Source organism: Methylophaga sp. UBA3192 (genome assembly GCA_002363955.1).
GTDB lineage: Bacteria > Pseudomonadota > Gammaproteobacteria > Nitrosococcales > Methylophagaceae > Methylophaga.
On the sequence record DEXE01000004.1, the window covers coordinates 163,576 to 186,456 of the forward strand.

A 22,881-nucleotide genomic window follows, 5' to 3' on the forward strand; every position below is an offset into this window, starting at 1 on the left:
TTAAAGCGCCGTTTTTTTATATTGTTACAGCTGACTAGATCACTTTATTCGGATTATTCTGCAACATCACATCCAGACCCTGCTTATAAGTATTAGCGGCCGCATCACGTTTATCCTGCGCCATTAACACTTCCGCCAATGCCTGATAGGTCTCGCCACGAGGACCATGCTCAATACTGGCACGCAGATAAGCTTCCGCTTTAGCCCACAGCTTATTGGCCTGAGCGAGTCTTCCCAGGGTGAGCAATAACCAGGGATTTTCTTCACGCTGTTTTAACCATTTTTCCGCCGTGGCCAGACGCTTCAACAAATCGCCCTGCAAAATTTTGCCGTATTGGTATATGAGAGCATCACTCCAGTTTTTGCGTAAATATTCTTCAATCATTTGCATTGCCTGCTGTTGCTCACCCTGTAATAACAAACCATTTACATAGGTTTTCAGCACCTGCTCAGACTGTCTTATTTTCGCCGAAGATTGCAGCCAAATCTGCTCCATTCGCTGCCATTCCTGCCTGATCAATGCATTTTGTAACTGACCAACTGTGGCTTCTGCTGACAAAGCATTGGCTGAACTGTTATCCAATACATGACGCTTACGCAAATCCGGTAATACAGATTGCACTTCCTGCCATTGGGCCGTGTCCTGGTAGAGCTGTTGCAACAGTTGTAATACATATGGGTGTTTTGGCGCCACTTCGCGTAAATGCTGCAACGTTGCCAATGCCTGTTCCTTCTGCCCCGCCGAGAGCTGTAATTCCGCCTGAACCACCCCGACAGCAATGTCTGCACTAGGCGTAGTTTCATGTGCCAGTTTCAAATAGGAATCACGACGTTCTGGTGCCTGCTGTTTTTGTGCCGCCCGGGCCGCAGCCAGATAATGCAATAACGGAGTTTCACTGTTTCCTGCATGACGGATCAACAGGCGCTCTGCTTCGGCCCAACGACCTTCTTCCAGTGTAATCAAACCATTAGTCAACGCTTTGGTCGCACGTTTATGGCGTTGGTTTTCCTGCCAATGAGATAGGCGATTAGGGGTGTTTTTAATTATCGCCAGACTGCGCAGCGTCATATAAGCCAGTAGCAAAAGAATCAACCAGGCAACAGTGAACACAATTAACGATGTTTCCAGTGTCCATTGACCATACTGCATCAATACAAAGCCTGGTTCAAAATCAGCTAACCAGACAAAAATGCCACCTAAGGCCAGAGCCAGCCCAATGATAATCAACCATTTCATGGTTCAAATCCTTTTAGCCAGCGTAGCGAACCTGAAATATCCGGGGTTTCTATACTGATAGCCTGATTTTGCATATCTTCCAGAATGACCAGCATCGCATCGCGCTGATCGCCCACAAAATACTGTTCCAGCCAGCTGATTGCAGATTGCAGGCTTTGTTCAAACATTCGCTGATTTCCTGACAGAGCAGAAAATCGTGCGGTTTCCAGCTGCAAGCGCAGATTCTGATAGAGGAAATACCGTTGTTCCGGCATTAAAACCGCTGCTGGCGCATCCTGTTGCTGACGAATCACCACGAGAGAGCGTAGTTGTGCCCAGACTTCTGAAACCGCCTCACGCCAGGCAGGTTGCTCAGTCGCCTTTGCTTCAGTTTCATTATAAAAAGTCTGTTTCGGCCCAGTGACCACCCTTAAATTATCGATCGACTTAATCAAACTCAGCATATCGGCTGCAATACCTGCAACATCGGTTTCTCCGGCAGCTTCCAGTGCCAACTCTTCTTCGGCAATCAGTTCACGTAGCGGCTGCATACGATAGTCCCCGATTTCACGGATCTGTTGATCGGCCAAAGATAAAGCAAGTGCTGCCCCTTTGGTATCATTTGCCAGTAAGGCCCGTTGGTTGGCCAGGTTGAGCAAGTACCTGATTTCCGCAAGCGCCCATTCGAGTTCAATTTCGTCACTGGTTAATGGCGACTGATTCTGTAATTTGGTAAGGACATCACCCTGTTCCAACTGTGTTTGGTTCAGCCTGGACAATTGGTCATCAAGCTGGCTTTGGGCAGAACCTAACTGGGAGATATCGGTTTTAAGATCGGCTATTTCATCAAGACGGTTTTCCAGTTGAACAAGTTGCTGTTGCTGCTGCCATCCATACCAAAGTGCTGCTGCCCCCGGAAGAGTAATCAGAATCGCCACCAACACCAGCAACACAATTTGCCATGGAAAGGCTTTGTTGGGTGTGTCTGAACTGGTTTGTTCAGTTTTTTTAGCCGGCTTTTCTGCCTGCTCAGATTTGTTGTTAGACTCCATGATCTGATCCCATTTCAATAAGTCGCTGAATGATTGCACCATCGCTGGCATCTAGACTGACATGCACCTGTTTGAATCCCTGTTCAATCGCAAAAGCCTTGATTCGTTCACTCACTACCAGCAAAGGTTTTTGCAGAATCTGCGGGCAGCTCACTGATAATAAACTTAACAGGTTTGTGACACCATTGGCACTGGTCGCCGTCAGCCAGTCGGCAGAACAGGCTTTTTGTTGAAGATCTACTGATACCTTTGGCAATTGTCGGCGGTAAACTTCCAGATAATCAATACTAGCACCTCTGGCTCGCAAGGTTTCAGCCATCAGCTCTCGCCCACCTTCGCCCCGTACAATAGTGACCTGCTGCTGATCCATTTGTTGCCATTCGGGTAATTGCAGCAAACCTTCACTTCCATTTGACAATTCCGGTAGTAAATCAACCTTTAATCCTTGTTCCCGCATTGCCTGCGCAGTGCCTTCACCTGCGGCTGCCAGTTTAATTGTGGATGGTAGCTGTTGCTGGTAGCCCGACATAAACGCTTCAACCGCATTACGACTGACAAATACAAGCCAATTCGTGTGTAGCGGATTCCATTCATTCCATTGCCTGACATCAATCGCCTTGATTTCTATGACCGGAAACTTTATCGCCTCCCCCCCCTGCTGTTCTATCATCTCGACGAGTCCTTTGGCCTGATGAATTGGGCGAGTCACTAACACTTTATGGCCCTTTAATGGCAACGCCACCGTATCAGTCACCATAAACATCGGCCAGAATTTTGTCCGCACCTTTACTTAATAACATCTCGCCTAATGTTAAACCAAGCTGCTCAGATTCACTGGCCTTGCCGCGAATTTCCTGCTGCAGCATTTCAGTGCCATCAGGACGGCCGACCAGCCCCCGCAACCAGATATCATCGCCATTTAACATCGCATAGCCACCGATAGGCACCTGACAGCCGCCTTTCAAACGGCGATTTAAAGCGCGTTCTGCTTTGACAGTGATTGAGGTCAGAGCACAATTAAGCGGGGCAATTAAGGCATTCATTGCCTCATCATTAATGCGGGCCTCAATACCCAGCGCACCCTGTCCAATCGCTGGCAGACTTTGTTCCGGCGTTAAAGCGCTGCGGATACGTTTATCAAATCCCAGTCTTTCCAAACCGGCCTTGGCCAGAATAATCGCATCAAAATGTCCCGCATCCAGTTTGGCAAGACGGGTATTCACATTACCGCGTAACGGTACGATTTTCAGATCAGGGCGATAATGACGCAGCTGACATTCACGGCGCAGACTGGAAGTACCAACTACAGCACCCTGCGGCAAATCATCAACGTTTTCAAAGTGATTGGAAACAAACGCATCATGCGGATCATGACGTTCACAAATAACAGGTAAATGCAGACCTTCGGGAAACTCCACCGGCACATCTTTCATCGAATGCACCGCAATATCCGCTTCGCCAGCCAACATACTCTGTTCCAGCTCTTTGACAAACAAACCTTTACCGCCGACTTTGGCCAGAGGTGTATCCAGAATAATATCGCCCTGAGTTTTAATACGGACCAGCTCAATATTTAAATGCGGATCCAGCGCCAGCAGACTGTCACGAACAAATTCAGCCTGCCAGATGGCAAGCGGGCTGCGGCGGGTGGCAATACGAACGGTACGTTGACTCATGAAACAAACACCAGTTGATTATGAACAGTGTGGTTGATTCTAACATTTTCCCCTGCGGATCCACGAGCAGCCGCGTTATAATGCCGTCTTTTTCTGCCAGCAATCACAGGCCCGTGCTATGACCGCATCTGATAAAAAGCTTTCTTCTGCCCGTCTTACGCAACCCACCAATAAGTTTGTTGAGGAATTCACTGCTTCGGTGACCTTTGATAAACGCATGTACCGGCAGGACATTCAGGGTTCCATTGCTCATGCCACCATGTTGTGCAAAGTCGACGTGCTAACAGTAAGCGAACGTGATCAAATCATTAATGGTTTGCAGCAGATTGAAACTGAAATTGATAACGATCAGTTTGAGTGGTCAATTGCACAGGAAGATGTGCATATGAATATCGAGTCCAGACTGATCAAACTGATTGGCGAAGTGGGCAAAAAACTGCATACCGGTCGGTCACGTAATGATCAGGTGGCAACCGATGTGCGTTTGTATCTGCGCGATATGATTGTGCCGATTCGCAGTGAATTACAAAGATTACGTTCTACATTGCTGGATGTAGCCGAACGTGAATTTAATACCATCATGCCCGGCTTTACCCATCTTCAAACGGCGCAACCAGTGACGTTTGGTCATCATATGCTGGCCTGGTTTGAGATGCTCAGCCGCGATCTGGAACGTCTGGACGATTGCTCTAAACGGGTCAACAGTCTTCCATTAGGTGCTGCTGCACTGGCCGGTACCACCTTTCCGATTGATCGCGAATATACCGCTGAATTGCTTGGCTTTGAACGTATCTGTCGCAACTCGCTGGATGCGGTCAGTGATCGTGATTTTGCCATCGAATTTAACAGCTTCGCCTCACTGCTGATGATGCATTTGTCGCGCTTCTCAGAGGAACTGATCATCTGGTCATCTGCCCAGTTTGATTTTGTCGATCTGGGTGATGCGTTCTGCACCGGCTCGTCGATCATGCCGCAGAAGAAAAATCCGGATGTGCCGGAACTGATACGGGGTAAAACCAGCCGGGTTTACGGAAATCTGTTTAACCTGCTGACGCTGATGAAAAATCAGCCCTTGGCGTACAACAAAGATAACCAGGAAGACAAAGAACCGTTGTTTGACACCATTGATACGTTGCTCGGTTCTTTGCGTGTTTATGCCGATATGCTGGCTGTAATTACAGTCAAAAAAGATAATATGCGTCTGGCGGCGCTGAAAGGTTATGCAACGGCAACCGATCTGGCTGATTATCTGGTGCGTAAGGGTGTCGCATTCCGTGATGCTCATGAAGTTGTCGGTCTGTCAGTCGCCTATGCGATAAAACAGCAAAAAGACTTGTCGGCTCTGTCATTGGATGAGTTGCAACAGTTCAGTGATCAGATCAGTGAAGATGTGTTTGCAGTATTAACCCTTGAAGGTTCAGTAGCGGCTCGAAATCATCTCGGTGGCACAGCGCCAGAACAGGTAAAAAAAGCGATCCAAATTGCTCGTAGCGAATTGTAAAACCACTGCCAAAATCGATTGACGTGCTAATCATTCGACTACCAATCTGATGTTCATAGGTGATAAGCAAATTCATCATCTTTATTTAGCTTTTACACTGACCGCGGTAGCTCAGCTCAAATGGCCACATTGAAATCATTACTCTTTTCGCTGATTGAATTAGCGAAACGCTGGCCCGGTCTGATTGCAGCGTTTGGTTTTATTTCCGGTGTGGCCAGTTATTTTCTGGTGGAACGTAAAGAATCACTGGCGCAAGTAATTGCCATTGTAATGCTGGTGAGCTGGGTGTTTCTGGTACTGGAAAACTGGTTACGCGAGAGCTTTAAAAACCGCTTTGGCCTCAATATACCGCCAGCATTGATGCATTATGTGACGCAATTGGTGCATCAGGAAAGTCTGTTTTTTGCCTTACCGTTTTTCCTTGCAGTCACTACCTGGAACCACACCCAGGCAGGTTTTACCGGATTATTAGTTTTATGCGCGTTGATCTCAGTGATCGATCCTTTGTATTACAAACAGCTCGCGCCGCGTCGTTCACTCTTTGTCATTTTTCATGCATTAGCATTATTTGCTGTTTTGCTGGTGGCTCTACCGATACTGCTGCAACTGACGACTGGACAAAGTCTGGCGATTGCATTGATTGTCTCTCTCCTGTTCAGTCTGCCCAGCTTGGTAAAGTTTGTCGTCAACGGCCAATGGTGGCGTCGGCCTGTCATGGTGCTGATGTTATCCGCTTTAGCTGCTGGCTTATGGCAAGTCCCAAGCTTAGTACCACCTGCGGCGTTACGCTTGACAGAATTTAATCTGGTTCAGCAAGTGGATCGTGAGCAACGTACCCATAGCATCCACATTGACCGCCTTGATGTGGAATTACTGAAACGCGATGGCATCTATGCCTGGACAGCTATCCGCGCACCTCGCGGCTTACAGGAAAAAATCCATCATATCTGGGTGCATAACGGCAAACAGGTAGATCGAATCACGCTGAATATTGAAGGCGGCAGCGAACAGGGATATCGAGCCTGGACACAGAAACTGAATTTCCCCAAAGATCCGATAGGTAAATGGCAGGTTAAAGTGGTCACAGATTCCGGTCAGCTAATCGGCATCAAACGCTTTACCGTTGAAGCCAGCATCAACGAACAGGAAAGCCTTTTTGAGCGTCTTAAACCACCCTTCATTCAGGAGCGCGTTGAATATCAGCAGAACAATAAAGATCCTGACAACACGCAACAACCTGAGAATACGGAAGGAAGAGAAAGCCTGTATGAGCGTCTGGCACCGCAGTTTATTCAGGAGATGAGCGAAAGCCAGAATGATCCTGAAGAATCGGAAAGTATTCAAGAACTGGAGAATACTGAAATACAGGAAAACACTGAAGAGCAAGAAAATGATGCTCCAGAACCGCAAGTGCCCGAAGAACTAACGAACACTGATGGGCAAGATATCCCCGAAGAACAGAATTAATCTTTTTGATAGACACCAAGAAACGAAGCAATCGTTAAAAATACCATCCACACCAGATAACTCGGCAACCATACAGACCACCAGCCTTCTTCCAATGGTGTGGATGAAACCGGGTCAACATGTATATAGGCATAGAGATTCAATGCCAGATTAATCAGTAAACCAATAATTCCAATCACACACAAAATCACATCCAGTCTGAATTTTTTCATAGCTGCCCCATGAAATTACATCAAGATTAACATAGCCATAAAACGACACAACTTGCCAACCCGACAACCGACAATCCCAGTGCCTTTGCTGTCGCTAATCGTGGCCAATAAGCCAGTAAACTGACCCACATCACTGCGGCCACTGATAGTAAACCCAGCCAGATCACAATGCCGACCACAACACCCCACATGCTGATAACCGGCCATAGTGAAACTATCAGCAATGCAATCGAGGCAACCCGCAATACAAAATTGTTTCGGGCAGATAACTTAGCCGCATTTAACTGCGAATAATTCCGCGGCATTGCAAGACTTAACCCGGCCATACCGGCATAACACAAGGCTGTTCCGAGCAACATCATCAGCAACATGTTCATTAAGCTGACTCCGATTCAGGTTTATAGACTCTGTTGGCTTCTGTTATGGTTTTTTGTTGTTTGCGTTTGAGTATTTTGACCGTGAAGACACCTAACACCCCGAACAGCAGTATCGTTAGCTCAAATCCCACGTTTGACCAGTCCCCCCGGGCAAAATAATGGAATAAGTGCTGGCCGGTGGTCAGCCAATTAACGATTGGCAGCAACAGAGATAAAACAGCAAAGCCAATTAATTGTTCTATCCAGGCACGTGAGGCAGGTCGTAATGCGGCATGCAGCAAACTGCCCAGCCAGATAAAAAAGAACAGCTTAATTTCCCAGCCGGCTCGATCGGCTACTTCCAGAGGCAACAGTCGATTCACCCAGAAAAACGCTATACAGGCCACCATTAATCCACTGATGGCGCTGATATTGAGCACTTCAATTGCGCGGTAAACCTTGGGTGTCTGTGCACCAAATTCATTGAGCGATCTCTGACGTCGTTTCACCATAAACAGAATGGCGCCAGTGGCCATCATGATGGTGCCCGCCATGCCCAGAATAAAATAAATCCAGCGCACGGTATAACCGCCAAAATTGGCAAAATGTAAGGTCCGCATAATACGTTGTGCGGCAAACGCATTACTTTTATCAAATAAATCTGGTGCTTCGATATGCAGCAACTCACCAGTGACAGCGTCCAGAATCACCTGGCCGGAACTCAAAAATAACAGGCGTCCGGTATTTTTTTCTTTTTCGAATAAGCCAAACACCTTCGCCACCGCACTGCTGTCGCCGGGATGCTCCACACTGATGAAACTAGCGGGTTTTTCCATCAATGCTTCCGCTTTTTCGAACAATTCCGTTACCGGATAAACCTCAGCTTGAATCCCGGTTTCGGGACGATGCTCCGGTTGATTGAACACTTCGGCAAAAAAGGTTCGTGGATGGTCGTAATTAGCTATTACGCCAACAGGCATGTAAACCGTGACAAAGACGATCAGGCCGGTATAAGCAATCATCAATTGAAACGGCAAGGATAAAACTGAAGATGCATTATGCGCATCAAGCCAGCTGCGTTGCCCCTTGCCGGGGCGAAAGGTAAAGAAGTCCTTGAATATACGCTTGTGAATAATAATGCCGCTGACCAGCGCCACCAGCATAATCATGGTAAAAAAGCCTACCAACCAGATACCAGCTGTACCGGCATGAAACTCAAAATGCATATGCACAAAATGATGTCCGCCCTGTGTTTCACGTTCCTGCTTTTGAGTCAGTAATTCACCGCTGACCGGATGCAATCGAGCTTGTTGGAACTGCTCGTTTTCATTTTCCCAAGTTAAGCCGATAGCCGGATCTACCTCACTGGGTAAACGTATTCTCCAAAGATGACTTTGTGGCGCAATATCTCGCAGATAGGCTTCACCTTTTGTGACTGCATCCAAACGCTGCTGCTGAGTGTTGGTCTGAGGATCAAACTCCCCCACCATGGCTCTTTCAGGGTTCATCCAATGTGTAATGTCATCATCAAACACCCCGATAGTACCGGTCAGAAAAATGGCAAATAATGCCCAACTGGCGACTAACCCACCCCAGGTATGCAACCAGGCCATCGCCTGACGGAACCGGCCCGGTTCATTATTCACTGCTGTTGCCTGTTTCATCGCAGCAACTCCGTCAGCAGCAGACCTGTTCCGCCAATTATCACTGTCGCCGATAACATGCCTGTCCAGGCACGTTTGGCATCTTTAACCGCAAACACCCAGATAATGACTGCGGTATACACAGCAAAACTCAGTAATGAGCTAGTGATAACCGCATCAGCACGCGATAACGGCAAAATAGCGGCGACCAGAATCACCACTGCCGAAGTTAGCAAATAGCCACCAAATGTAGCGGCCAACAGCAGCGAAAAAATTCGGCCTGGGTAAGACAAAGTCATATAAGGATGTTCCATACAAACGGTTTTAAGCGAGCAAAGCCTTTTTCGATGAGATAATGGCTTCGCTGCCGACTCAGATGTTTTCAGTTAATAACAAGTCGAATGACCTGCATAAAAAGGCCATTTTCATGGTGTTTATCAACATTTTTAGTGTTTTCACAACAACAGCTAATGCGATAGATTATCGTTTGCATTCGTAATTAACAAGTCTCGAGTTTTCTATCCGTAAATGTTTAACGGTAAAAGTTTGGATTGGGTAACTTCCAGAAAGAGTTTTATTGAAGGTTATTGAGCGGTAGCAACAAACCTCAATTAACTATCTTCGACAAGAATTAGTGCGCCAGCCGACAAGAAGAACTCTCACTCTCCGGAACATAATATCTGCACGTGCCGCACTGCCGGGGCACCTCCGACATCAAGCAGTTATCCGAGGGGATTTATCATGACAGAGCATATTTGCACTCCAGGCTGTACACACGGCATCACCGAAGAAAATAAAAAAGACGTCGTCGAGGAATTTGATACGGCAAGACGTTCATTTATCCGTAACGCGTTTGTTGGCGGTGGTGCCGCCTCTCTGGGTGCCATGGGCATGTCCATGTCACCAATGAGTTTTGCCGCAGGCGCCAATACACCAATTAATGCTGACGCACCTGGCCAGATGCACTATTACATTCCTACCACCCCGGAAACAGTTCTCTGGGGTTATTTCAGCAAGAATGCCAAGCCTACCGTTGAAATCGAGTCCGGTGATTTTGTCACCATGGAAACACTCACCCATCATGCCAACGATGATGCTGAACGGATGGTAAAAGGTGACCCCGGCGCAGAAAGTATTTTTCATTGGGATGCAAAGCGCAAAGGTGTCGATAGACGTGGTGCTGGCCCGATGGATGCCAAGATTGGTGCCGGTGGTGGAGCCGGCGTGCATATCTGTACCGGACCAGTACGCATCAAAGGCGCTCAGCCCGGCGATATTCTTGAGGTGCGCATAGTTGATGTCACCCCCAGACCGAGTGGCAACCCTGATTACAAAGGTAAGACCTTTGGCAGTAATGCCGCTGCCTGGTGGGGCTTTCATTACGGCGATATGCTTACCGAACCAAAACAACGGGAAGTCATTACCATCTACGAAGTCGATGCAACGGGTGAGCGCAACTGGGCCAAAGCCGTCTACAACTATCGCTGGACACCACAAACCGATCCATTCGGTGTGGTCCATCCGACTATCGATTATCCGGGCGTACCGGTTGATCACAGTACCATCACCAAAAAAGAAAATATTCTGCGTGATATCCGTATTCCGATCCGGCCTCACTTTGGCACCATTGGCCTTGCTCCTGCAGAAGCCGATATGGTGAACTCGATTCCGCCCAACTACACTGGCGGCAATATCGACAACTGGCGGATTGGCAAAGGTGCGAAGATTTATTTCCCGGTCGCAGTGGATGGCGGCATGTTCTCAGTGGGTGATCCACATGCATCACAGGGTGACTCCGAATTATGCGGTACTGCCATTGAGTGTTCTTTGACCGGCACTTTCCAGTTTATCCTGCACAAAAAAGCTGACCTGCCTGGCACCTCTTTGGCTGAACTGAATTACCCCTTGCTGGAAACTCAGGATGATTGGGTGTTACACGGCTTTAGTTATGCCAACTATCTTGCTGAACTGGGCCCCAATGCTCAGGATGATATCTATAGCAAATCATCGGTTGATAAGGCATTACGTGATGCCTATCGCAAGATGCGACACTTTTTAATGACCACTCAGCAGCTGGATGAAGATGAAGCGATATCACTGATGACGGTCGCAGTCGACTTTGGTATCACCCAAGTGGTGGATGGCAACTGGGGTGTACATGCGATCCTGAAAAAATCCATGTTCCCGGCGCGTAGCTAGAGTCGGTTTATCTTCTACATACCCTCGTTAATAGTTATGGCATAACACTTGCGAAAGGATGCTTCAGTATTCAAGGAATAAGACACGACCGTGACTGACCTGAAACGCTTTTCTGCCAGTGCTATACCAGCAGAGCTACGCCAGCCAGCCTGGAATGAAATCCTTTCCAGGCTCGGTCTGGCGAGTGATGCTGCAAGCTCCATTCGTAATGACGACAGTGGCCATATGGCATTGTCGGTCTCGGCACGCGACTCAGTATTTGTACAGCTCACCGCAACGCCACAGATTCTGGCACCTATCGCAGCCAAAGCCACTCAACCCTTACAAGGCACTGTATTGGTGCTCGCTTTACTGGATGGCACCGCACAGGTGCTGGATGCCGATCAAACAGTCAAATTAGGTTCCGGCGACATCATGTTGCTGGATCCGACTCAATCCTGGCGACTGGCTTTGCAAACCCGTTTTCGCATCATGCTGATCAAACTGGAGTCATCCAGTTTTCTGCTCAGGCTGGTGCGTACCGGACGACAGGAAGCAAATCGCATCAGCACACAACAAGGTATCGGCGCGTTATGTCTGAATATGCTGCAATCGCTGACCGAACAGTTACATCATGTGGATAACAATGAACTACCCGCATTAGAAGTCACGCTGGCCGAGTTACTGGTGGCCTGTCTTTCCCATAAACAATCTGCTGCCAATGAAGAAGCCACCGATGTGCAATTGGCCCATTTGCGTCGGGTGTGCAGAACGGTGGATTCACGGCTGGACGATCCGGATCTGAATATTGAAAAAATCGCTGCGCAGGAAGGATTATCAGCCAGGTACTTACAAAAGCTGTTCAAAAACAGTGGCACAACGTTCAGTGAATATCTGAAAAGCCGGCGGATACAGCACTGCTGTATTGATCTGGCTAACCCTGCCCTCGCCCAGTTCAGCATTGCTCAGCTGTGCTATCGGTGGGGGTTTAATGATGCGGCCAACTTCAGCCGTACCTTTTCGCAATTTATGGGCGTGTCACCGAAAAGTTATCGCGCTGCACCGCCGCAGGATCTGCATGAACAACTTCGCCGTGGTTGTCCACAAACCAAACCATCAGCTCGTTCGGCTGCATCAGCTCCGCAATCCGATGATGACATCCAAAAACGTCGCAGGCCATTTCAGGAAGTATTGGATGATCATGCTAAATATGCGCTGTCATTGCGACTTTCACCTAAACGGGTTTCCGACATAGATAACACTGCGCCTGCTCAAACCGACACTCACTCGCCTCGACAATATTACCTGCCAGTGTCCGATAAAACCGTTCACTGGGGCTATTTCAGCAATGCGATCAAACCGGTATTAACCGTTCGTTCCGGTGATATTGTAACCATTGAAACCTTATCCCAGCATGCGTCTGATGACTGCGAACGTATGATCGACGGCGATGCCGGAGCACAGAGTGTTTTTCACTGGACGGGTACAACAAAGAATGTTGACCGGCGGGGTGCCGGGCCGATGGATGCCACGATATTTGGCCGTGGTGCAGGTGAAGGTTTTGGGGTGCATATCTGTACTGGTCCGGTTTATGTCAGCGATGCCGAACCCGGTGATGTGCTGGAAATACGCATTTTGGATATTCAGCCACGTCCCAGCTGCAGCCCGAAATATCAAGGCAAACACTTTGGCAGCAATGCCGCCACCTGGTGGGGCTTTCAATATGACGATCTGCTCACCGAACCCAAAAAGCGTGAGGTGGTCACGGTATATGAAGTACACCAACACACCCATTCACCGCATGCCAAGGCGATTTATAACTTTCGCTGGACACCGCAAACCGATCCCTATGGCATTGTGCACCCAACCATTGATTACCCCGGCATACCGGTTGATCATTCCAGTATCGACAAACAGTTCGGTATTCTCGACAAAGCCGTTATTCCGGTCAGACCGCATTTTGGTGTGATGGCCGTCGCCCCGCGTGAAAGCGGTATGGTTGATTCCATTCCTCCCAGCTATTTTGGCGGCAATATGGATAACTGGCGAGCAGGTAAAGGCACCAAATTGTTCTTACCTGTTGCTACTCCGGGTGCTTTGTTCTCGGTCGGCGATCCCCACGCATCGCAGGGTGATTCGGAATTATGCGGTACTGCAATTGAATGTTCTTTAACCGGTGTATTTCAATTGGTGTTGCACAAACAACGTGATTTGAAAGACAGTTTTATGGACGGCCTCAGCCATCCGTTTCTGGAAACGCCGGATGAATGGGTATTACAGGGCATGAGTTTCTCCGACTATCAGGCCGAGCTTGGCCCGAATGCCCAGACGCAAGTATATAAAAACTCCTCTATGGAAGCCGCCATGCGTGACGCCTTCAGAAAAGCCCGTCACTATCTTATGAAGGAACATGAGCTTAGTGAAGATGAAGCTATATCACTAATTTCGGTAGCGGTGGATTTTGGTATTACCCAGGTAGTGGACGGCAATCTGGGCGTGCATGCGATTATCCGCAAGGCTATTTTTCCGGACTATAAAGCTGATTAAAAACGCTTATTAATTGCCTTTTCTCAGACAATAAGAACGCTCTCTCCTTATCCACCTGCCCCATTAAAAATTCTTTGTAACCTGTAAACACTGTCTGCCACTAATTCTCAATTTTGTGACCCAGCTCACTTTACTCAGGTTAATGTAATTAGTTGGGGCCGGCGCAGAATGGGTTGTGGCTGTACTTGCAACTAAGCGTTGCGATCCAAGATCAACAGGCCTTTACCAATCGCGAAATTTCTCGCGACACATCTTCTGTACACCCAAAAAATAATCAAGGAGAAGTCATGGACAAAACCGATCCGAAAACAAACCGAGGTCATGGTGGCGAACCCCATCAGCAAGCGACCGGGAATACCTCCACACTCACTACCCAGCAAGGCGGCCCGATTGCCGACGATCAGAATTCCCTAAAAGCCGGAGCCCGTGGTCCGACATTAATGGAAGATCATATCCTGCGCGAAAAGCTGTTTCATTTTGATCACGAACGTATTCCAGAAAGGGTCGTTCATGCCCGTGGCTTTGGTGCTCACGGCTATTTCGAAACAACAGAAACATTAGAAGACGTTACCTCTGCTGATATTTTCCAGCGTAAAGGCGAAAGAACCCCGGCTTTTGTACGTTTCTCGACCGTTGCCGGCAGTAAGGGGTCAGCTGATCTGGCGCGTGATGTTCGTGGCTTTGCCGTCAAGTTGTATACCAAAGAAGGCAACTGGGACATCGTGGGTAACAATATCCCGGTATTTTTTATTCAGGATGCGATTAAATTTCCTGATCTGGTTCATGCCGTCAAAGAAGAACCCGATCGCGGATTTCCACAGGCGCAATCGGCCCATGATAATTTCTGGGATTTTGCGTCATTGATGCCGGAAAGCATGCATATGCTGATGTGGCAAATGTCAGATCGTACGATTCCACGCTCATTCCGGTTTATGGAAGGCTTTGGCGTACACAGCTTTAGACTGGTAGATAAAAACGGCAAGTCCCAGTTTGTTAAATTTCACTGGAAGCCAAAACAGGGCATGCAGTCTGTTTTATGGGATGAAGCGTTAAAAATCAACGGTGCCGATCCGGATTTCCATCGACGTGATTTATGGAACGCCATCAGTCAGGGAGATTACCCTGAGTGGGAACTGGGACTGCAGATTTTTGATGAAGAATTTGCCGAAAAATTTGAGTTTGATGTGCTGGATGCCACCAAGCTTATCCCGGAAGAGCAGGTACCTATTCGTATTGTCGGTCGTTTAGTGTTGGATCGGGTGGTCAGTAACTTCTTTGCTGAAACTGAACAGGTTGCGTTCTGTACCCAGAATATCGTCAAAGGTATCGATCATTCTAATGATCCCCTGCTGCAGGGCAGAAATTTTTCCTATCTCGATACGCAGTTAAAACGTCTGGGTGGACCCAATTTCACCCACATTCCAATCAACGCACCGAAATGCCCGATGCATCATTTCCAGCAGGATGGTCATATGGCAATGAGTAATCCGACCGGGCGAGCCAACTATGAACCGAATAGCTGGGGTGCAGAAGAAGGTGGTCCACGTGAATGTCCTGTAAAAGGTTTCGAAAGTTATCCTGAAGATGTATCTGGCCCAAAAGTCCGTGAACGTTGTGAAACCTTTGCCGATCACTACAGCCAGGGCAGACAATTTTATATAAGCCAGACTGAAACGGAGCAGCAACATATTATCAATGCATTTGCGTTTGAGCTCAGTAAAGTCAAAACACCGGCAATCCGTAAACGCATGGTCAGTCATCTGCTGAACATTGATCAACAATTAGCCGAAAATGTCGCTGAAAAACTGGGCATCGACCCGTTGCCGGAACCGGCTGATGCAGCGATGCCAACGCGTGATGATCTGCCCGCTTCTGACAAATTGAGCATTCTCAAAAATGGTCCCGATAGTTTCAAGGGCCGTAAAGTCGGCATGCTGATGACCGATGGCTTTGATGCCGATATTTTCAAATCGCTTAAGAAGTCACTTAAAGCAGAAGGAGCCATGTTGGAAGTGGTTGCCCCACATACCGGTGAAATCACCAGCAGCGACGGTGACAGTATCATGGTCGATGAAAAAGTGGATGGCGGCCCTTCGGTGCTATTTGATGCCATTGTGATTCTGCCCGGCAGCGACGGCGTGAAAATGCTGGCAGATATGCCACCGGCCATCACCTTTGTCAGTGATGCTTTTAATCACAAGAAATTTATCGGTTACATAGAAGATGCCATGCCGCTTATGAAAAAAGCCGGTCTCAGTGAAATGCTGGACGAAGGCTGTATGCAGTTAACCAATAACAAAACCACGGACGAATTCACCCAAAACTGTCGTGATATTCGTTTTTGGCAACGGGCAGGCTAGGGTCTGTTGATCTTTCATAGCCGCCTCTGTTGTGACTGAAAATGCACCAATCAAGGCGCGAGGAATGTCATTTAGTCATTCTAAATAAATGACGAGTAACGCAGAGTGGTGGATTTTCAGCCACAACCCGAAGGGCTGGGACTATTTTTCCGCCCCACGGTGTTGGAAATGACTTATGTAGAACAACTACATCGCATCATTTCCGCCTTGTTGGACGAAAAAATAGCCTCCAGCAGTGGTGGCTCTGAAAGATAAACAGACCCTAGGTTTTTAGGATGAAATAGCCATATGAGTCTGATCACCCGTCTGAATAATCTGGCGGGTGATTTTGCTCTGTTGTGATTCATCTAAGACGTCTTAACAGGAGATCACCATGGTCGCCAGACGCTATTCCTATACGTTGATTATTGTCATGTTGCTGGTGGTCGCGTTGATTATTCTGCGTATGCAATTGCCGTCCATGGTGAAGGACTATTTAAATGGCAAAATGGCGGATATGGGCGAATATCAGGGAAAGATAGCCGATGTGGATATACACCTGTGGCGCGGTGCCTATTCTGTCGACCAACTGGAAATCACCAAAAAAGACCAGCCTGACGTGGTCTTTTTTAAAGCACAAACCATCGATACGTCAGTGAGCTGGGCCGCTTTATTAAGCGGCAAAATCGTTGCCGATGTGGATTTGATGAATGCCGAAATTCATCTGGTGGATGACGAAACTGACGACAAACCCGAAGAAAAATCCACCTGGCGTCAGACGGTGCAGGAGATTATTCCATTACAGATTGATCGATTAAATATTGATAATGGTGAAATCCATTTTCATAACTTTACCTCTGATCCCCCCGTTTATCTGGTGTTTTATCAACTCAATGGTGAGATCACCAATTTGAGTAATGCCGATCGCAGCGAAGGGCTGCAATATGCCAATTTTGACGTGCAAGGACGATTGCTGGATAACGCCGATGCCACACTGAACGGCCGCTTAGACCCATTAGGAGATTTTTATAATTTTGAGCTGAAGCTTAAAATCACCGGAATCGATCTGACCAAGTTCAATCAGGTTTCCGAGGCCTACGGCAATTTTAATTTCAAATCCGGTAACGGTGACTTTGTGATGGAATTACAAGCCGATGAGGCCCAGTTAACCGGCTATGCAAAACCCGTTATGGATAATGTTGAAATCTTTGATTTGGAAAAAGATCTGGAAGACGGCGTTTTCAGTGCGGCCTGGCAAGCGATTGTCGGTGCATTTGGCCAGATATTCCGCAATGAACCCAGAGACCGCATTGCCACCCAAATTGAAATCCGTGGCAATCTTGATAACCCTGATACCAGTGCCTGGCAGGCTTTTCTCGCCATCTTGCAAAATGCCTTTGTGGATGCATTTGAGAGTGATTTTGGCAGGGAAACCAATTCTGATACATCCCCATCGGAAGTTAAAACCACAGAACCTGAATCTCGCAATGATTCTGAAACTGAAACAAAAGCGGTGAACTGCCAGCTTCAGCCTATGTGGGAACAATGCGATTAATTAACAACCTGTCGCCATTTTGATAAAAAGCCGTTATTCGTCAGTTATTACGAATAGCGGTCACCAGTTCCGACTTGCTCATTTTGCTACGCCCCTTGATATTCAATTGGCTGGCGCGATTATAAAGCTCTTGCTTGGTTCGTGACTCCAAAGGAGTATTTGGGTTTCCCGTTCCCTTAGTTGTTTTTGACGGCGTTCGACCCTCTTCACGGCGTTGTTTATTGACTGTACGAGCCGCGATTTCTTCAGCCTTATCGGTTTTTTTACCAGTTTTTTTCTGTTGTTCTTTAATGTGTTCATATTGACGTTCGTCTTTATCTGTCCATTCGGCAACCATAATGTGTTCCTCCTGTTCATCGTATTAAACCAGCATCATCCACATTACCAAGGCCATCAGCACCATGCCTATATCCTCGGTTAAAGTAACCGTACTTAGCGGAACATCCAGAATCGACCCCATACAAGGGCAATTAATATCCAGGCCTTTGCGTAACGCCAGAATCACCCCGATTGCACCGAATCCCAATATCAATATGGTTAATGCGTAAACCAGTTGCGGCATAAAAAATGACAGATAGCCCAGGCCCAGAGACAGCTCAAGATAAGGATAAACATAGGCATATGTCCGACTTTTCCTGGCCAGCAAATCATACATCTGAAAGCCATCAGCAAACGCCGAAGGATGAAACAGTTTTAACAAAGCAAAAATCGACAGAAAGATGCCCATAAAATAGTGCATCCAATTGAGCATGGTGACCTGAGTTGAATAACATATCGCCAGCGCAGCAACTGCACTGATTAAAATTAATGCCAGTAATGGCCAGTAATCTTTCAGGTGTTTACCGCGATCCTGCTGACGTTGTTTAAAGGCGGGCTGACTCATCGGAAACCTCCTTATCGGTGGATTTCAGTAGTGTAAAAGTATGGGATTTAAGGCTGACCGGCACAGAGAATATGCCTGACTTCGATGGTAACATCTTCTTTCACATAACAAAAAGGCCCTGCCGGTAAGACCGACAGAGCCTGGATGGACTGACTGATTTCTATATTACTCAGAAATCGTATTTTAATGTCAGATTGGCATTTCGTGGAGCACCATAGGCCAGCTGACTGTAAAAACCGATATTGGTGTAATACTTTTCATCAAACAGATTATTGATATTCAGCTGAGCACTCAATGCCGGTGTCATCTGGTATTTAGCCATCAAGCGAACCAAAGCATAGCTGTCCTGTTTCAACTTTTCACTCTGGCCTAATGGATTAGTCGCCAAAGTATAATTCGAGCTTTCCCAGTTCACACCGCCACCCACCGTCAATTGGTTCATGCGATAAGTAGTGAACAACGTCGCGGTACGGCGAGGATAGTTGGTATTCACTGCTGTGCCATCAGCATCTTCAGCCTGAAACTGTGACCAGCCAACCAGCAGATTCCAGTTATCAGTAATGGCCCCTGACACTTCTACCTCAAAGCCTTTACTGGTAGTGCCTTCAGCAGCGAATGAGGCTTGATTAGTGGTTCCGGGAATCAGGAACCCTGCATCGGTCTGTGCCAGATTATCCTGCTCTATACGAAATACCGAAAGCGAGGCATTGACCCGACCTTGCAGATATTCTGCCTTGATACCCGCTTCATAATTTTCACCTTCCAATGGATCAAGAAAATCACCATTTCGATCCTGAGCGTTCTGTGGATTAAAGATATCGGTATAGCTGGTATAAACTGAATAGACATCATTAATCTCATAGATCAAACCTGCATAGGGTGTGACAATCTGATTATGGTCAAAGTTATAAAGCTCGCCATTCCATTTCATACCCTCAATTTCCCAGTTGGTAAGTCGAGTCCCCAATATCAACTTTAATGGATCGGCAAGTGATAACTTAGCAACAGCATAGCCACCCAACTGTTTGGTTTTTTGCGTCGTATAGGGGTTTTTCTCCCCCCACTCAGGCTCAGGATATGAGCCATCCCATTCATAGAAACTCCCTGCTGATGCGACATTCAGAGCAGGTCTACGGTTGGCGATAAAATCCTGTTTGCTCTGCATCAAACCGATAGTCACCTCATGGTCACGACCAAACAATGAAATCGGAAGGTTTCCATAAATATCGATATTGTCCTGCTCACGTTCGTTGTCATACCAGCTTAGACTTGGATTCAATCCCAGACCCGTTTGTCTATCCGGTGCGCCGGGCAGCCACATCAGTTGTAAATCACCTTCATTGATGCTTTTGCTGTAGGCAGCGTAAATCGATGCACCGGAATCAAAGTTATGTTCGATATTGGCAAAATAGTTGGTGACTTCTGAACCCCATGAAGTCCAATCGGCTCCAACCGTTTTTGAACGGGACCAATCCGTTCTGCTGCCATCACTGAACCAGGCCGGTAAACCACCCCAGGTTGAGCCAGTGGGTTTGTTTTGTTGTTGGCTAATACCAACATTTAACAAAGTGCTATCCGTTAAATCGGCTGCAAACGTGCCATAAAACACGGTTTTTTCATTTTCCAGTAAATCAACAAATGAACGCTCATCCAGGTAGCTGCCAACCACTCGCCCACGCACTGTTCCGGCTTCATTTAATGGTGTCGAAATATCCACCGTACCCTGATAGCGATCCCAACTACCGGCACTGATTGATGCATGTCCGGTAAATTCTTTGCTATCAGCCTTTTTACGCACCAGATTAATCGCCGCTGAAGGATTTCCCGCCCCGGAAATCAAACCATTGGCACCACGCACTATTTCAATACGATCATAAAGTACCGTATCTATTTGCGATTCACCCGCAGAATAACCACCTTCCCAAGTCGTTGGCACACCATCTATCTGATAATTATTAATCGCAAAACCACGAGCTGAGAAACTGTTTCTTGAACTGTCCTGATTGGTTGAAGTGACTCCGTTCACTGTGTTGACTACATCGGTCAGCGACTCCAGCTGCATATCATCAATCATCTGGCGGGTAATAACGGTCACCGACTGCGGTGTCTCCCGAATTGATAGGCCCAGTCGCGTAGCGGTATTCATTGAGCCGGTAGTATAGGAATTGGTGCCTTCGGTGGTATTACCAATACCGGTGGCGCTGACCTGAACCGGTGCCAATGTCACGCTTTCGACTTCTGATGATGTAGATGAGGAACTTGCTTGCAGTTGGTAACTATCTGCAGAAGTTTTAACAACCCGTAAATTGGTGTCTTGCAGTAATTGCTGCAAAGCCGAATCAATTGAATGTTCGCCAGTGAGGCCTGAACTTTGTAGGCCTCGGGTTAACGCTGCATCAAAATAAATAACCACACCTGCCAGACTGGCAAAACGATTTATCACACTGCCCAACTCACCGGCCTGAATGGAATAGCTCTGTGTGACTGTTTCAGCATAGATATTGGTCGAATAGGTCATGACCGGCATTAATAACGCACTGCATAACAATAATTGTCTGCTGGATCCGGTTATCCGCTGAATAGCTCGAACGACAGGCGTTTTTTGGGGTATCGATAGATTGGTTTGCATAAGTCCTCTTGTATGAATAACGCAAGTTAATGGGATACTCACAAAGACGGACGGGTATTTGAAAAGGTATAAGTTATGAAATTATGCCGGGTGGACAGACACCCAATAGCGACTCCTAAACGTGACGTCCACCGGAAACAATCGGCTTACTGCTATTAATGCTTGATCGGTATTGGTCAGATCAAATGTGCCACTGATATGATATTTCGCCAGCTCAGGTTCAACACGAATCACACCGGGCCGGTAACGGGCAAGTTCAGCTAAAAACTCACTCAGAGGCATATCGTTGATAATCAGCTTTTGCTGCAGCCAGGCATCTTCCCCATCGACGATAGTGGTCAGTGTTTCAAACTGTTTATTGGTGAAGGCCAGCTTTTGCCCGGCAGGACAGATAATTTGCTGTTTATCCGGCAAGCTGACTTTCACCTGATGCTCAAACACAGACAGTACCGTTTTATCCTGTTGTTGCTGAACTGAAAACCGAGTACCCAGCGGTTTTAATAAACCTTGCCGGGTTTGCACATAAAAAGGCCGGATATCGTGGTTTGGACTGGTGGAGATCATGATCTCACCTTGTTGCAGATTAATCCGTCGCTCTACTGGTGAAAAATCAACATTAATTGCTGAAGCACTGTTCAGTATAACTGTTGAACCATCCGCCAACTTTACTTCCCGGATTTGGCCGGTGTGCGTGAAATGATCTGCCAGCATCAACCCGGCAGGAGAATATTGCCAGGCCAACCAGCTTGACGAGGAAATAACACCAATACCAGCAAGGCTTTTCAGCACGTTTCTTCGAGCTTTGGCAGGGGGTGCCTCTGTGTCAGGTTTGAGTGATTTAAATGCCAGCTCGCCAGGCAACTGCTTGAGTTGATTTTGCAGTTTTTCCAGTTGCTGCCAGGCCCAATGATTTTCAGGCTGTTTCGCTAACCAGCTTTGCCAGTCTTTTGTTTTGTGGCTAGTCGATCCCGCCGTGAGTTCGACATGCCATTGGGCTGCATCCGCCAGGGCTTTTTGCTGTTGCGGTGTTAACTTTGCACCAGCACTTTTCATGCATCAAACTGCTCATATAGCGAAAACAGCAGACAATGCTGGGTCGCTTTGGCCATATATTTTTTCACCGAGCTTTCTGACATGCCCATTTCCTCAGCGATTTCGCGGTAGGTCATGCCTTTCAACTGGGACATCAAAAATGCCCTTTTCACTTTGGCCCCTAAACCATCCAGCATCGCATCAATGCGATACAGCGTTTCCAGAACAATTAAACTTTGCTCTGACGAAATGCCTTCCTGTTCGGGTTGTTGCATCAAGGCCTGCAGATAAGATTGTTCAATCGTGCGACGACGGAAATGATCAATCATCACCCGTTTTGCAACAGTCACAAGATAACTACGAGGCTCACGAATCGTTTCAACTTTGCCATGAAAGTCAGGTGCAGAAAGCAGTCTGACAAACGTATCCTGTGCCAAATCAGCGGCCTGATGAGAACAACTTAACCGCTCACGCAACCAATTTTGCAACCAGCTGAAATTGTTTTGATAGAGTTTTTCCAAGCTTTCTGTAGGGGGTGGCGACAAAGGGGCATTCATAGTAATTATTCGCAACTGTTAATGATAATGATTCGCAG

19 protein-coding genes are annotated in these 22,881 nt (G+C 47.3%); 6 read left to right on the plus strand and 13 right to left on the minus strand.

What is annotated here, in order from left to right:
• Nucleotides 1-34 precede the first annotated feature (34 nt).
• The 4 genes from B2337_RS06510 to hemC are packed head-to-tail and all read right to left on the minus strand — an operon-like array spanning nucleotide 35 to nucleotide 3,944.
• Nucleotides 35-1,237 carry a heme biosynthesis HemY N-terminal domain-containing protein gene (locus B2337_RS06510; protein ID WP_292361323.1) on the minus strand — a complete coding sequence of 401 codons (1,203 nt, stop codon included), beginning with the start codon at nucleotides 1,235-1,237 and terminating at the stop codon, nucleotides 35-37.
• Complete coding sequence (locus tag B2337_RS06515) at nucleotides 1,234-2,268, minus strand: uroporphyrinogen-III C-methyltransferase (RefSeq protein ID WP_292414638.1); 1,035 nt, start codon at nucleotides 2,266-2,268, stop codon at nucleotides 1,234-1,236. The genes B2337_RS06510 and B2337_RS06515 overlap by 4 nt, the downstream gene beginning before the upstream one ends.
• A complete protein-coding gene (locus tag B2337_RS06520) occupies nucleotides 2,258-3,025 on the minus strand; it encodes a uroporphyrinogen-III synthase (RefSeq protein WP_292362995.1) in 768 nt (255 codons plus the stop codon). Before B2337_RS06520 ends, B2337_RS06515 begins: the two co-directional genes overlap by 11 nt.
• The gene (gene hemC / locus B2337_RS06525; RefSeq protein WP_292414637.1) at nucleotides 3,015-3,944 is read right to left on the minus strand and encodes a hydroxymethylbilane synthase; all 930 of its coding nucleotides are present in this window, start codon (nucleotides 3,942-3,944) and stop codon (nucleotides 3,015-3,017) included. Before hemC ends, B2337_RS06520 begins: the two co-directional genes overlap by 11 nt.
• Before the next feature lie 118 nt (nucleotides 3,945-4,062).
• On the opposite strand from hemC, the gene argH reads away from it, so the two are divergent.
• Nucleotides 4,063-5,445, plus strand: coding sequence for an argininosuccinate lyase (argH, locus tag B2337_RS06530; protein WP_292414636.1), 1,383 nt, complete (start codon nucleotides 4,063-4,065; stop codon nucleotides 5,443-5,445).
• 120 nt (nucleotides 5,446-5,565) lie between these two features.
• Nucleotides 5,566-6,912 carry a DUF5924 family protein gene (locus B2337_RS06535; protein WP_292414635.1) on the plus strand — a complete coding sequence of 449 codons (1,347 nt, stop codon included), beginning with the start codon at nucleotides 5,566-5,568 and terminating at the stop codon, nucleotides 6,910-6,912.
• Here B2337_RS06535 and B2337_RS06540 read toward each other — a convergent pair.
• The 4 genes from B2337_RS06540 to B2337_RS06555 are packed head-to-tail and all read right to left on the minus strand — an operon-like array spanning nucleotide 6,909 to nucleotide 9,422.
• Complete coding sequence (locus B2337_RS06540; protein ID WP_292361329.1) at nucleotides 6,909-7,124, minus strand: hypothetical protein; 216 nt, start codon at nucleotides 7,122-7,124, stop codon at nucleotides 6,909-6,911. The two genes, B2337_RS06535 and B2337_RS06540, sit on opposite strands and share 4 nt — an antisense overlap.
• Nucleotides 7,125-7,150: 26 nt before the next feature.
• The gene (locus B2337_RS06545; RefSeq protein ID WP_292361330.1) at nucleotides 7,151-7,501 is read right to left on the minus strand and encodes a DUF3325 domain-containing protein; all 351 of its coding nucleotides are present in this window, start codon (nucleotides 7,499-7,501) and stop codon (nucleotides 7,151-7,153) included.
• Entirely contained in the window at nucleotides 7,501-9,144 is a 1,644-nt protein-coding gene (locus tag B2337_RS06550) for a PepSY-associated TM helix domain-containing protein (RefSeq protein WP_292414634.1), read from the minus strand. Before B2337_RS06550 ends, B2337_RS06545 begins: the two co-directional genes overlap by 1 nt.
• The gene (locus B2337_RS06555) at nucleotides 9,141-9,422 is read right to left on the minus strand and encodes a hypothetical protein (RefSeq protein WP_292361332.1); all 282 of its coding nucleotides are present in this window, start codon (nucleotides 9,420-9,422) and stop codon (nucleotides 9,141-9,143) included. Before B2337_RS06555 ends, B2337_RS06550 begins: the two co-directional genes overlap by 4 nt.
• A gap of 442 nt (nucleotides 9,423-9,864) precedes the next feature.
• On the opposite strand from B2337_RS06555, the gene B2337_RS06560 reads away from it, so the two are divergent.
• The 4 genes from B2337_RS06560 to B2337_RS06575 all read left to right on the plus strand — a co-directional run bounded on the left by B2337_RS06560 (nucleotide 9,865) and on the right by B2337_RS06575 (nucleotide 17,742).
• A complete protein-coding gene (locus B2337_RS06560; protein ID WP_292414633.1) occupies nucleotides 9,865-11,322 on the plus strand; it encodes an acetamidase/formamidase family protein in 1,458 nt (485 codons plus the stop codon).
• Between the two features lie 90 nt (nucleotides 11,323-11,412).
• Nucleotides 11,413-13,848 (plus strand): acetamidase/formamidase family protein, encoded by a 2,436-nt coding sequence (locus tag B2337_RS06565; RefSeq protein WP_292414632.1) that lies wholly within the window; start codon nucleotides 11,413-11,415, stop codon nucleotides 13,846-13,848.
• Nucleotides 13,849-14,135: 287 nt separating this feature from the next.
• Nucleotides 14,136-16,208 carry a catalase gene (locus B2337_RS06570; RefSeq protein WP_292414631.1) on the plus strand — a complete coding sequence of 691 codons (2,073 nt, stop codon included), beginning with the start codon at nucleotides 14,136-14,138 and terminating at the stop codon, nucleotides 16,206-16,208.
• A 373-nt stretch (nucleotides 16,209-16,581) separates the two neighbouring features.
• Nucleotides 16,582-17,742, plus strand: a complete 1,161-nt coding sequence (locus B2337_RS06575; protein WP_292414959.1) for a DUF748 domain-containing protein — start codon at nucleotides 16,582-16,584, stop codon at nucleotides 17,740-17,742.
• A 40-nt stretch (nucleotides 17,743-17,782) separates the two neighbouring features.
• On the opposite strand, the gene B2337_RS06580 is transcribed toward B2337_RS06575, so the two are convergent.
• The 5 genes from B2337_RS06580 to B2337_RS06600 all read right to left on the minus strand — a co-directional run bounded on the left by B2337_RS06580 (nucleotide 17,783) and on the right by B2337_RS06600 (nucleotide 22,843).
• Nucleotides 17,783-18,079, minus strand: coding sequence for a Rho termination factor N-terminal domain-containing protein (locus B2337_RS06580; RefSeq protein WP_292414960.1), 297 nt, complete (start codon nucleotides 18,077-18,079; stop codon nucleotides 17,783-17,785).
• 24 nt (nucleotides 18,080-18,103) lie between these two features.
• Nucleotides 18,104-18,625, minus strand: a complete 522-nt coding sequence (locus B2337_RS06585; protein WP_292414961.1) for a MauE/DoxX family redox-associated membrane protein — start codon at nucleotides 18,623-18,625, stop codon at nucleotides 18,104-18,106.
• Between the two features lie 169 nt (nucleotides 18,626-18,794).
• Nucleotides 18,795-21,254, minus strand: a complete 2,460-nt coding sequence (locus B2337_RS06590) for a TonB-dependent siderophore receptor (protein WP_292414962.1) — start codon at nucleotides 21,252-21,254, stop codon at nucleotides 18,795-18,797.
• A gap of 81 nt (nucleotides 21,255-21,335) precedes the next feature.
• Nucleotides 21,336-22,307 (minus strand): FecR domain-containing protein, encoded by a 972-nt coding sequence (locus tag B2337_RS06595; RefSeq protein WP_292414964.1) that lies wholly within the window; start codon nucleotides 22,305-22,307, stop codon nucleotides 21,336-21,338.
• Complete coding sequence (locus B2337_RS06600; RefSeq protein ID WP_292414965.1) at nucleotides 22,304-22,843, minus strand: sigma-70 family RNA polymerase sigma factor; 540 nt, start codon at nucleotides 22,841-22,843, stop codon at nucleotides 22,304-22,306. The genes B2337_RS06595 and B2337_RS06600 overlap by 4 nt, the downstream gene beginning before the upstream one ends.
• Nucleotides 22,844-22,881: the final 38 nt, after the last annotated feature.